At 32.0% G+C, this 12278-nt stretch carries 13 protein-coding genes; 8 read left to right on the forward strand and 5 right to left on the reverse strand.

Annotation, left to right across the window (positions count from 1 at the left end; genetic code table 11):
* Nucleotides 1-188 precede the first annotated feature (188 nt).
* Entirely contained in the window at nucleotides 189-671 is a 483-nt protein-coding gene (locus ACJ6WR_RS06570; RefSeq protein WP_409417391.1) for a carboxypeptidase-like regulatory domain-containing protein, read from the forward strand.
* A gap of 10 nt (nucleotides 672-681) precedes the next feature.
* Here ACJ6WR_RS06570 and ACJ6WR_RS06575 read toward each other — a convergent pair whose 3' ends face one another.
* The gene (locus ACJ6WR_RS06575; protein WP_039114464.1) at nucleotides 682-1659 is read right to left on the reverse strand and encodes a polyprenyl synthetase family protein; all 978 of its coding nucleotides are present in this window, start codon (nucleotides 1657-1659) and stop codon (nucleotides 682-684) included.
* A gap of 252 nt (nucleotides 1660-1911) precedes the next feature.
* On the opposite strand from ACJ6WR_RS06575, the gene ACJ6WR_RS06580 reads away from it, so the two are divergent.
* Nucleotides 1912-2772: a hypothetical protein gene (locus ACJ6WR_RS06580; RefSeq protein WP_409417392.1), complete on the forward strand. Its 861-nt coding sequence runs from the start codon at nucleotides 1912-1914 to the stop codon at nucleotides 2770-2772.
* 81 nt (nucleotides 2773-2853) lie between these two features.
* Here ACJ6WR_RS06580 and rlmN read toward each other — a convergent pair whose 3' ends face one another.
* Complete coding sequence (gene rlmN / locus ACJ6WR_RS06585) at nucleotides 2854-3903, reverse strand: 23S rRNA (adenine(2503)-C(2))-methyltransferase RlmN (RefSeq protein WP_323488735.1); 1050 nt, start codon at nucleotides 3901-3903, stop codon at nucleotides 2854-2856.
* 316 nt (nucleotides 3904-4219) lie between these two features.
* Here rlmN and ACJ6WR_RS06590 point away from each other — a divergent pair, with 316 nt between their 5' ends.
* From ACJ6WR_RS06590 to ACJ6WR_RS06615, 6 genes are all read left to right on the forward strand, one after another.
* The gene (locus ACJ6WR_RS06590; protein ID WP_409417393.1) at nucleotides 4220-4789 is read left to right on the forward strand and encodes a YceI family protein; all 570 of its coding nucleotides are present in this window, start codon (nucleotides 4220-4222) and stop codon (nucleotides 4787-4789) included.
* A gap of 5 nt (nucleotides 4790-4794) precedes the next feature.
* Entirely contained in the window at nucleotides 4795-6174 is a 1380-nt protein-coding gene (locus ACJ6WR_RS06595) for a hypothetical protein (RefSeq protein ID WP_409417394.1), read from the forward strand.
* Between the two features lie 5 nt (nucleotides 6175-6179).
* On the forward strand, nucleotides 6180-6731 hold the full coding sequence (locus tag ACJ6WR_RS06600; protein ID WP_039114458.1) for a hypothetical protein: 552 nt from the start codon (nucleotides 6180-6182) through the stop codon (nucleotides 6729-6731).
* A gap of 250 nt (nucleotides 6732-6981) precedes the next feature.
* A complete protein-coding gene (locus ACJ6WR_RS06605) occupies nucleotides 6982-7314 on the forward strand; it encodes a hypothetical protein (RefSeq protein ID WP_039114456.1) in 333 nt (110 codons plus the stop codon).
* Between the two features lie 114 nt (nucleotides 7315-7428).
* Nucleotides 7429-8070, forward strand: coding sequence for an O-methyltransferase (locus ACJ6WR_RS06610; protein WP_039114454.1), 642 nt, complete (start codon nucleotides 7429-7431; stop codon nucleotides 8068-8070).
* 107 nt (nucleotides 8071-8177) lie between these two features.
* Nucleotides 8178-8897, forward strand: a complete 720-nt coding sequence (locus ACJ6WR_RS06615; protein WP_039114452.1) for a phytanoyl-CoA dioxygenase family protein — start codon at nucleotides 8178-8180, stop codon at nucleotides 8895-8897.
* A gap of 114 nt (nucleotides 8898-9011) precedes the next feature.
* Here the strand turns inward: ACJ6WR_RS06615 and ACJ6WR_RS06620 are convergent, their stop codons facing one another.
* The 3 genes from ACJ6WR_RS06620 to ACJ6WR_RS06630 all read right to left on the reverse strand — a co-directional run bounded on the left by ACJ6WR_RS06620 (nucleotide 9012) and on the right by ACJ6WR_RS06630 (nucleotide 12246).
* On the reverse strand, nucleotides 9012-9575 hold the full coding sequence (locus tag ACJ6WR_RS06620) for a phosphatase PAP2 family protein (protein ID WP_409417395.1): 564 nt from the start codon (nucleotides 9573-9575) through the stop codon (nucleotides 9012-9014).
* Nucleotides 9575-9901, reverse strand: coding sequence for a twin-arginine translocase TatA/TatE family subunit (locus ACJ6WR_RS06625; RefSeq protein ID WP_039114450.1), 327 nt, complete (start codon nucleotides 9899-9901; stop codon nucleotides 9575-9577). The genes ACJ6WR_RS06620 and ACJ6WR_RS06625 overlap by 1 nt, the downstream gene beginning before the upstream one ends.
* 104 nt (nucleotides 9902-10005) lie before the next feature.
* Complete coding sequence (locus ACJ6WR_RS06630) at nucleotides 10006-12246, reverse strand: M1 family metallopeptidase (RefSeq protein ID WP_409417396.1); 2241 nt, start codon at nucleotides 12244-12246, stop codon at nucleotides 10006-10008.
* Nucleotides 12247-12278 lie beyond the last annotated feature (32 nt).

A 12278-nucleotide genomic window follows, 5' to 3' on the forward strand; every position in this document is an offset into this window, starting at 1 on the left:
ATTTACAAACAAATAAACCTGTTTTTTTTTTATTTAGTTAATTTTCTAATTATTTTTTATTTGATACAAACTTAAGGAGAATTAAAGATAGTAAGTATTTCAGACCAACCTCTATTTCCTGGTCCGCATATACTTAGTTAATTTCTGAATAGATTATATTTCCTATTTTAGCAAGAAACCAAATTACAATGAAAATAATATTAAGCTCAATTTTTTGTCTTTTTTCAGTATTACTTTTTTCTCAAAATGAGAATAAAGCAATCACTGGCTTTTCTAAAGAAGAAAAAGCAGATTCAATAAAAGTGGAGAATAAAAGCATTGGATATTCGAATACTGGTTTGGCTAAAATTAAAGGTAAAACTTTTGATCGTCAATTACGCAGCGTTGAAAGCGTAGAGATATCTTTGACAAATTTATCTTCTAAAATCACAAGCTTTTATGAAACAAATGATGACGGGCTTTTCGATATTAATATTGAAAGAGGTGTTTACTCCATATTATTTTCAAAAAGATCTTATGGGAAATTCAAAATTGAAAAAATCGATCTTAGCGATTGCCAAATTCAGGAAATTAATTTAAATCTGGGATCAAGAATAAATATAGTCGAATATATAACGGTACCAGCACAAGAATTTTCACTTCCATCGAAAAAGAAAACAAAGAAAAAATAAAATTTAATCCTTACTTTTTTCTTTCGATAACGTAGTTCACCATCAAAGTCAAGGCTGCTTTGAATTCTGAATCTGAATAATTATTGAGTAGTGAGAGTGCTTCTTGCTGAAATTCTACCATTTTATTTTCGGCGTAAGCCAAACCATTATTATCTTTTACAAAAGCAATAACTTCTTTTACACGCTTTTTGTCTTTATTATGGTTTTTGATAGAATTAATAAGCCAGCTTTTTTCTTTAGAGGTACAGTTATTTAGAACATGAATTAAAGGCAAAGTCATTTTTTGCTCTTTAATATCTATTCCGGTAGGTTTACCTATAGCTTCTTCGCTATAATCGAATAAATCATCCTTTATCTGAAAAGCCATTCCTATAAGCTCTCCAAATTTACGCATGTTCTCTACCTGAACTTCATCTTCTATAACCGATTTTGCGCCAAGTGCACAACAAGCAGCAATAAGTGTCGCTGTCTTTTTTCGGATAATTTCATAATAAACATCCTCGGTAATATCTAGTCTTCTTGCTTTTTCTATCTGAAGTAATTCGCCTTCGCTCATTTCGCGTACAGCAACAGATATTATTTTAAGTAAATCAAAATCACCGTTATCTATAGAAAGTAACAATCCTTTTGATAGTAAATAATCTCCAACCAGAACAGCTATTTTATTTTTCCAAAGTGCATTGATAGAGAAAAAACCACGACGACGGTTACTATCATCTACAACATCATCATGAACCAAAGTAGCAGTATGAATTAACTCTATAACCGATGCTCCTCGATAAGTACGTTCGTTCACGATTCCTTCTGAAACCATTTTTGCTGTCAAGAAAACAAACATAGGTCGCATTTGTTTTCCTTTTCGATTTACGATATAATAGGTAATTCTGTTAAGCAAAGCCACCTTTGAAGTCATCGATTCATGGAACTTTTTTTCAAAAAGTTCCATTTCGTTAAAAATGGGCTGCTTTATTTGTGAGGTAATATTCATTTCGATTCCAAATATACTATTTTAAATAAAAAAACGTTGTCTATTTTATAGAAGTATATCAACATTTGTAACTTTTTATACACTATTCACATTCAAGTAAACCTTATTTACTCGAAAGCTCATTATTAGCATAGTCTAATTGTGTCGTTACTATTTTATTTCCCCTTTATAAAATAGCATTAACTCAAAATCTACAATATAATCTCCACTCTAATTTAATTCATTAATTACAAGAAATCTAAATTACTTATTATGAAAACAAAGATTTTATTATTGGGAGCCATTGCAACTTTTTCGTTTTTCATTAGTTGTAATTCAGATGAAACAAGACAAGATGTTTCATCTAAAACTATTTCAAACGATGAAATAGCTACAAACTCAAAAATTGATGCATCGATTGATGATGTTTCAAATATTGCAGAAGACCAATTTGGCGCACAACAAAACAGTTCCCGAAAAGCAACTGGAGTTATTAAAAGCTTTTTACCAGAATGCGCCGTCATTACAACTGTATTAACAGACAATACATGGACAAGAACTATCGATTTTGGCACTGAAGGTTGTACCTTATCTAACGGAAATACATTGAAAGGAAAAATTACCATTTCGTTTACAAATGATTTCTCAAGCTCTGAACATACAATCACATACAGTTTTGAGAACTTTTACCACAATGGTAATAAAATGCAAGGTAGCAAAAGCATAAGCTTAACACAAAAAGCAACTGCTTTATTAGCAACTGTTCACCCTGTATCTACTTCGGCAATCGACATGACAATTACATTTGAAGATGGGAAAATTTACAAACGAACTGGTACTTTAATAAAGGAAATGATTGCTGGTTTCGACACTTGGTTTAATTGGGACGATAATACTTTTATCATCACCGGTACTGGAGAAACTACGTTCCCTAATGGTGATAAAATTTCGACCGAAATTATACTTCCTCTAGAATTCTCTATGGCATGCAAAAAACCTTTCCCTGTAAAAGGTTCTATTTCTATTACTAAAAATGAAGCTAAGGCTTTAATTGATTTTGGGAATGGTGATTGTGATGACCTTGCTGTTGTTACAAGAGATGGAGTTTCGGAAGAAATTCATTTAAAAAAATAAGCTGATTTATAAAGAGAAAAGCATTAAAAACAAGTGGTAATCTCGTTTTTAATGCTTTTTTATTTTTATACTAAAGTAATTCTAAACTTCTGCTTCTTTATTGGCCAATTGCCCACAAGCAGCATCAATATCTTTTCCTCTGCTTCGGCGTACTTTTACCACAACCCCTATGTTTTCTAATGCTTTTATGTACGCATTAATCGATTCTTCTGAAGCTTGCTGAAACTCTCCATCATCGATTGGATTATATTCAATAAGATTGACTTTACATGGTATGTATTTACAAAACTTTACCAAGGCATCAATCGATGCTTTATCATCGTTAATTCCTTTCCAAACTACGTATTCGTATGAAACTTTGCATTTGGTCTTTCTATACCAATATTCTAATGATTCTCGTAAATCTGCCAAAGGAAAGTTTTTACTAAAAGGCATAATTCGAGAACGGATTTCATCGATTGCCGAGTGTAATGAAACCGCCAATTTGAATTTAACATCATCATCGGCCATTTTTTTAATCATCTTAGGAATTCCCGATGTCGATACCATAATACGTTTTGGTGACATCCCTAATCCTTCTGTAGAGGTAATCATATCAATTGCTTTCATAACATTGTTATAATTCATGAGTGGTTCTCCCATTCCCATAAAAACAATATTCGATAGCGGATGATTATAATACAAACGACTTTCTTTATCTATAGCTATTACCTGATCATAAATCTCTGCAGGTTCTAGATTTCGCATTCTTTTTAATCTCGCTGTTGCGCAAAAATTACAATCTAAGCTACAACCTACCTGGCTAGATACACAAGCCGTAGTTCTAGTTTGGGTTGGTATTAAAACCGACTCTACAACTAACCCGTCATGTAAGCGTACAGCATTCTTTACTGTACCATCGCTGCTGCGTTGCATTGTATCAACCTTAATATGATTGATAACAAAATTATCTTCGAGCATAGAACGTGTTGCCTTAGCAACATTGGTCATATCATCAAAACTATGTGCTCCTTTACTCCATAACCACTCGTAAACTTGATTTCCGCGAAAAGCTTTGTCATTATTAGCGACAAAAAAATCGCGCAATTCCTCTTTTGATAAGGCTCGTATGTCTTTTTTCTCCATTTGCATGCTGCAAAGTTACTAAAGTATTTGCTCATTTTTAATCGACTATCATATATAATCTCAAACCGATAATAGAATCTAAAATAAAGGCAATTATATCCGTAAAAAACCATGTAATTTCTTACCCTAAAAAACATCGATTATACTACATCGTTGTAGCTATAGATAGGGCTTTAATAAAATTTTAACAATGATTTATATCATCTAAAAAGCTCTTTATGAGTAATAAATTTGACTCAAACAAATACCACGATTAGTTGCTGATAAATATAATTTAAAAGCTACAAATCAAATTTTTTGATAACAATTTAATACACAGAAAATGAAATTACCAAAAAACAAATTATTCCTTTCAACAGTACTTTTCTTCGGAATCGTATTGTTATCAAATGCTCAAAAAAACTACACACTAGACGCAAAAACTAGTTACTCTGTATCTGGAACATCTACAATGCATGATTGGGAAATGAAATCTGACTCAAAAACAGGAACAGCTAATTTCACTATCGCAGATTCAAAATTAGTTAGCATCAACAGTATTGATATTAGCCTACCCGCAGAGAGCATTAAAAGCGAGAAAACTAGCATGGATAAGGTGGCGTACAAAACTTTAAAAACAGACAAATTCAAAAACATTAAATATGTTTTAAAATCTGCCGAAAAGATTAATGAAACTACATGGGAACTTACCGGAACTTACACCATAGCCGGAGTAAGCAAAGTAATAAAAACACAAGTAAAAACTACAGTTACCAAAGATGTGGTATCCTTACAAGGCAGCAACAAAATCACTTTTACTGAATTTGGAATGAAATCTCCAACTGCATTATTAGGAACAATTAAAACTGGAGAAAACTTAACCATAAAATTCAATTTAAACTTTAATTTATAATAATCATGAAAAAAATCTATCTACTATTTATAGCATTAGCAAGCACAATTGCTGCAAATGCACAGCTAAGTTTTGGACATATGCAAAATCAAATTCCTCGTGACCAGAGGGCCATCAATGTATTTGATGTCAAAAAAGATACTGCTGCTTACAAAGGTATTAGTGTTGATCTGGGCGGTGCATTTGCCTTGCAATTTCAGGCCTTGAATTCGTTCAATGACCAAAGAAACTTAACCGGAGCGAATGCCGAATACAGATTAAACAATCTAACTAACGACTTTAATTTACCAAATGCTAATATGACAATAGGTGCACAATTAGCAGATGGGGTACGTGTAAACTTAGACATATATCTTGCTTCCAGACACCATCATGAAACCTGGGTACAAGGTGGATACTTGCAAATTGACAAATTAGATTTCATTAAAAAAGGGCTTCTTGAAGATGTTATGAAATATACCACCATCAAAATAGGTCAAATGGAAAACAACTATGGAGATGCGCATTTTAGAAGAAGTAACAATGCTTATACGATAACAAACCCTTTTATTGGAAACAATATCATGGATGCTTTTACTACCGAAATGGGAGCTGAAATATACTATAACAGAAGCGGTTTTGTAAGTATGATTGGAGTAACAAACTCTAAATTAAATCAAAACGTACAAGAAGTTATTCCAGGAACAGCTACAGAACTTGCTCCGGATCAAAATACAACCATTAGCCCTACAATCTTAGCTAAATTAGGTTGGGACAAACAAATTGACAGTGATTTAAGAATCAGACTTACCGGATCTTACTATCATACAGCAAATTCTAGCGGAAACTTATATAGTTCTGATAGAGCAGGAAGTCGTTTTTATAGCGTAATGACACACGCTGGAACGATAGGTTACCCAAGTTCAAATATTTTAGATTCAGAGAGTAATAAAGACACTGGTAGATTTAATCCTGGATTCGGAAACTGGGCCACTTCTTACATGATTAACCCGTTTATAAAATATAAAGGATTTGAATTCTTCGGTACTTTAGAATTTGCTTCAGGAGGTGACTATAAAGGAACAGATGATACTCGTAATGTCAATCAATATGTTGGAGATATAGTTTATCGTTTTGGAAATCATGAAAATCTATATGTTGGTGCTAAATACAATTTAGTCGACGGAAAACTACGTAACTCTGATGCTGATGCTGTACAAGTAAATAGATTTGAAGCTGCTGCAGGTTGGTTTATGACTAAAAACATTTTAGCAAAACTTTCATACGTGCAACAGAACTACAAAAACTACCAACAATTTGGAAATGTAGGCGGAGTTTCAATGCCAAATGACTTTTACGGAGGAAAATTTGAAGGACTAATGTTTGAAGCAACAATTTCATTCTAAATAAAATGAAAAATAGATTTCTAATTTTAATTTTGGGTTTAGTCATTTTTCTTTCCTTGGGAAGTGCTAAACCCACTTTTTTAACAGATGATACTGTTTTAATAATAAATAAAATAAAAATAGAAATTACAGGAGTATCAACTGTCGGCAATTACAATTGCTCCAATATCTTCCCTAAAAAAGATACCATTTATTTAAATTCAACAAAAAAAAATGCATTTAATACTGAAATCAAGATGTCAAATTTTGATTGCGGAAACAAAATAATGACAAAAGATTTACAAGGAACTGTAAAGATAAAAACCTTCCCTAACAGTATTGTGTATATTACAGACATAAAACCTAGTGGCAAAAATTACAAATGCACACTGGCTTTTTACATCACAAATAAAACCCTGAAATACAAAGATTTCATATTATATACCACTGATAAAAAAATCGAAGGATCACTTAATTTAAAGTTCTCAGATATTGAATTAGCGCCACCCGTAAAAATGGCTGGTTTAATTAAAGTAAAAGATGATATTGTTATTAATTTTAGTTTGTACAAAAACTAAGTGAGTGGAAAAACTCATCATTTCTTTTTAAAATATTATCATGTTTTTTTTAAGGTACTCTATATGGGTACCTTTTTGATTTTAAAAAACTTTTTCCTAAATCTTTCCGAATATAAAACTTGGCACGAGAATTGTTTTTCTCTCAAAGGGAAAATAATATTACAAAGCGCGCAATCATTTTAAAATGTGTATCTTTATTTTTCAGCTCTATAAACGTTAAATTTTATCAACCTAAAAAAATTAATTCATTATGAAAAAACAAATTTTAAGTTTAGCATTAGTTGCCTTATTAAGTTTAGCTGTTCAGTCATGTAAAAAAGAAGAGCCAAAACCTACTGAAGATGAATTAACGCTTGGAAACAAAGTAGACTCATTAACTACTGACATTAAAGAAGTAAAAGATACAGCCGTAACTAAAGTTGAAGATGCTGCCAAAGATGTGAAAGATGCTACTAAAAAAGCTGCTGAAGATGTAAAAGACGCTACAGAAAAAGGAGCTAAAAAAGTAGAAAATGCTGCAAAAGCTGCAAAGGACGGAACTGTAAAAACAGCCAAAGAAGTTAATGATGCTTTAAAAAAATAATTTTCATTGTCATGAAAATTAAAACCATTCGTCACGACGAATGGTTTTTTATGCTAAAAAGTGTAGTAGATATTTTTGTATTTTTGTGTTTCAAAAATTTAGACTTTACTCATCATGCATTTTATATCACAAGACTTAGAGGATTATATCGAACAACACTCAGAAAGAGAACCTGAATTACTAGCACGTTTAAACAAAGAAACTTACCAAAAAATATTATTACCACGTATGCTAAGTGGGCATTTTCAGGGGCGTGTTTTAAGTATGTTATCTAAGTTAATACGTCCTGTAAACATCCTCGAAATTGGTACTTATACTGGTTATGCTGCTTTATGTTTATGCGAAGGCATGCAAGAAAACGGGCAATTACATACCATCGATATTAAAGAAGAATTAATAGATTTTCAACGAAAATATTTTGACCAATCGCCTTGGGGAAAACAAATTTTCCAACATTTGGGCGAAGCAACAACTATTATCCCTACGATTGATGTAAAATTTGATTTGGTTTTTATCGATGCTGATAAAGAAAACTACCTTAATTATTACGAAATGATTGTTCCTAAAATGAATAAAGGAGGTATCATTTTATCTGATAATGTTTTATGGAGTGGTAAAGTTTTAGAACCATTACAACCAAACGATATTAGCACAAAAATACTTTTAGAATACAACTTACTCTTAAAGAACGATCCAAGGGTAGAAACTGTTTTATTACCTATTCGTGATGGTCTAACTGTAAGTCGAGTACTTTAAGAAAGTTACTAAGTTATTGAAGCACTAAGATTCTAAGTTTTTTATTAAACAAAGACTCAATTACCTTCTACTTTAGCTAGAGGTAATTCAGAAAAAAACAGCAATAAATGAATTACAGCAATGAAATAAACTCGGAAGGTTTTGCAATTATTGATAATGTTTATGATGAAAACGAAATTAAAAAATTGATTTCAATAATTGAAAACGTTACTGAGAACAAAACGGATAAAACAACCTTTAGAAAATCTGAAGATTTATTTGCTATTAGACAATTCCACAAAGAAATCCCTGAGACATTAGATTATATCTTTAATCAGAACTTAAAGGATATTATCAAATCTAACTTTGGGGAGAATTATTTTATAACGAAATCAATATATTTTGACAAACCCGAAAAATCAAATTGGTTTGTTGCTTATCATCAAGATTTAACTATTTCGGTAGATAAAAAATTAGATATAGAAAATTTTGAAAATTGGACTACCAAACAAAATCAATTTGCAGTACAACCTCCCAAAGAGGTTCTCGAAAATAATTTTACAATAAGAATCCATATCGACAAAACTACTAAAGACAATGGTGCTTTAAAAGTGATTAACAATTCTCATTCTAAAGGAATTTTGAGAGTCGAAAACATGGACTTGAAGAATGAAACGGAAACAATTTGCGAAATCGAAAAAGGTGGTATAATGATTATGAAACCATTGCTTTTTCATGCTTCTAACAAGACTACTAATAACGAGAGAAGACGCGTTATTCATATCGAATTTAGTAATCTGGAATTACCAAATGGATTGGAATGGAGCGAAAAAACAAAGCTTAATTAATCAAAGCTTTTAAATTTTTAAACACAATTCTAGCCCAGATGGAAACGGCATCCTTTTTCTGGCTCCTTTAGCCAGGAAAAGATAGAGTGTACAGCTGGAAAAAGCTCCTAAAATTTAAACTGGAAAGTACCTTGCTCTTACTTTTTGGTATATTTTAAACAGCAAGAATCCCATTGTTGCTCCTGCTAAATATCCGCAAAGGATATCCAACGGATAGTGCAATCCTAAATAAATACGGCTATAAGCAAAAACTAATGGCCATAAAAACAGGAGTCCAAAATATTTAAAATGTTTATTAAGCAACAAGTATAAAAATGTAGCTACTGCCATTGTATTAGCAGCATGTCCTGAGAAAAAGCTGAATGATGAGCGAACTTGTACAATTCGAATAAACGAATTAATATCGGGGTTATTACAAGGTCTTAAACGCTGTACATTATTTTTAACCAAATTTGTTAATTGGTCTGTACAGGTTATTAAAATTGCTATAAAAAGTAATAGATACAAGGTTTGTTTTGTTCCTAATTTTTTATAAATGAAATAAAATAATAACAAAAAAAGTGGAATCCAATTTACCTGATTCGTAATTACGAGCCAAAGTTTGTCGTAAGTTTCGGAACCAAAACCGTTAAGATAAACAAATAAATTAGTATCGAGTTCTTGTAATTTTTCAAGCATTATATCTGACGTTTTATTGGGCCTGTAATTGTATCAATGTCTTCTTTTGTTTTTTCGAATTGCGTTGTAGCATCTCCTAACAAATTAGTTTTGGCTTTTTCTATTTCAGAATTAATATTGCCTGTTATGTTGTCTAATGATTTCGCATCAAAACCGTTAGCTTCTGCGCCTTTTTGAATTTCGCTTTTAATGTCATTGGTCGCATTTTTAAGTTGCGCCATTGCTTTCCCCATAGTACGAGCAATTTCTGGTACTTTATCTGAACCAAAAAGCATAAGTACTACAAATAGTATAAAAACTAATTCTCCTCCTCCTATACCAAACATATCTTTTTTATTTTATGTGCCACAAAGATATTAAATTTTGTAGCCTACTGTTTTAAAATTTACTTAAAAAAAGAGACCCTTGCGAGTCTCTTATCTTTTTATGCTTAATCAAATTTTGATTTTACCTCTACTTTTGGCCATGCATTATTAGTTACGTCAATATCTGCAGTAAGTAATTTTGGGTCAATTTGAATGCTTTTTATAGCTTTCTCTGTTGCATATACTTTTTTGGCTGTATCATTATTTTTTCTCCAGATTTGTGCTGGATATTTAAATTCTTCTTTACTTCCGTCCTCATAAGTAATCTCTACAAGAATAGGCATGATCATTCCTCCCGGCTTTTCAAACTCTACTTCGTAAAAATATTTAGGTGATTTTAAATTTGCTTTTTCTTCTGCATTAAATGTTTGCGCAACATAATCTGATAATAATTTTACATCATCAACCTTTAAGGCTTTTTTATCAGATCCTTTTAATTCTTTGTTATCGCTTGCAATTAAATATACAAAAGGTCCTTTTTCAAAACCAAAACGTCCTTTTCTAATCTTAGTATCTTTTAGCTCTGCTGTAGCAGTTTCGCTAACATAATATTGCTTTACATCTTTAATTCCGATATCTACAAAATCTGTTGAGTAAAACCACCCTCTAAAAAACCAATCTAGATCGACTGCCGAAGCATCTTCCATCGTTCTAAAGAAATCTTCCGGTGTTGGGTGCTTAAATTTCCATCTGTTTGCGTATGTTTTAAAAGCATAGTCAAACAATTCTCTTCCCATAACTACTTCTCTTAAAATATTAAGACCTGTAGCTGGTTTTCCGTAAGCATTATTACCAAATTGGTGAATCGTCTCTGAGTTTGACATAATTGGTTCTAAAAACTTTTGATCTCCACTCATATAAGGAACAATGTTTTTTGCAGGACCACGTCTTGACGGGAAATTAGGATCTAACTCCTGCTCTGCCAAGTACTCTAAAAATGAGTTCAACCCTTCATCCATCCAGCTCCATTGGCGCTCATCGGAATTTACAATCATAGGGAAAAAGTTATGCCCTACTTCGTGTATTACGACACCAATCATTCCGTTTTTTATTTCTTTGCTCGTCACTCCATTTTCATCAGGACGACCAAAATTCCAACAAATCATTGGATATTCCATCCCTTGATCTTCTGCCGAAACTGAAACTGCTTTTGGGTAAGGATAATCAAATGTGTGTGATGAATAACTTTTTAATGTATGTGCAACTGTTATTGTTGACGTTTCTCCCCAAAGTGGGTTTGCTTCTTTTGGATATACTGAAGCCGCCATAACTGTTTTACCTCCAAGCTTTACTGCCATTGCATCATAAATGAATTTTCTTGATGTTGCAATCCCGAAATCACGTACGTTTTTAGCACTAAATTTCCATGTTTTTTTCTTTTCAGAAAATCCTTTTTCTGTTGCCTCTGCTTCTTCTTGTGTAACAATTACAACTGGCTTATCATATGATTTTTGAGCAAGCTCGTATCTTTTTACTTGTTCTGGAGTAAACACTTCACTTCTGTTTGTTAATTCTCCTGTAGCTTCCATTACGTGATCTGCAGGAACGGTAATATTAACATCAAAATTTCCGAATGGTAAAGCAAATTCTCCACCTCCCCAAAACTGCATGTTCTGCCATCCTTCTACATCATTATAAACTGCCATTCTTGGATAGAATTGCGCAATTACATATAATCTATTTTTGTCTTTTTCAAAAAATTCATATCCTGAACGGCCTCCATCTTTTCTGTAATTATTAATGTTATACCACCATTTAATAGAAAATGAAATTTTTTCACCAGCTTTTAAAGGCGCAGGTAAATTAATTCTCATCATGGTTTCATTAATTGTATAAGACATCGGATTTCCCGTTGCATCTTTTACAGACTCAATATTAAAACCTCGCTCAAGTCCGTCTTTTAAGTATTTGTTCGAAAAACCTTCAACTGCTAAAACTTGATTAATTTTATCACTCTCGGCTAATGTAGTTTGTGTATTTTTTTTAGCTTGATTTTGATCTAGTTGCAACCATAAATACTCTAGATTATCTGGAGAATTATTAGAATATGTAATTGTTTCTGACCCGCTTAATTTTGCGTTTTTATCATCTAACTCAACATCAATTTTATAATCGGCTTGTTGCTGATAATATGCTGGTCCTGGCGCTCCAGATGCTGTACGAAACATATTGGGAGTAGCCAATAAATCATACATTTGACTAAATTTATTAGTATCGTACTTCCCTTGTTGCTTTATTGGTGTGGTATTTTTTTCCTGCGCAAACATGATTGCAGGAAAAAACAATAAAAATGATATTCTTCTCATAAACTGGTTTTTTGGAGTTTTTGTCAGGGTGT

It is taken from the genome of Flavobacterium sp. PS2 (assembly GCF_046250155.1).
Classification (GTDB): Bacteria; Bacteroidota; Bacteroidia; order Flavobacteriales; family Flavobacteriaceae; genus Flavobacterium.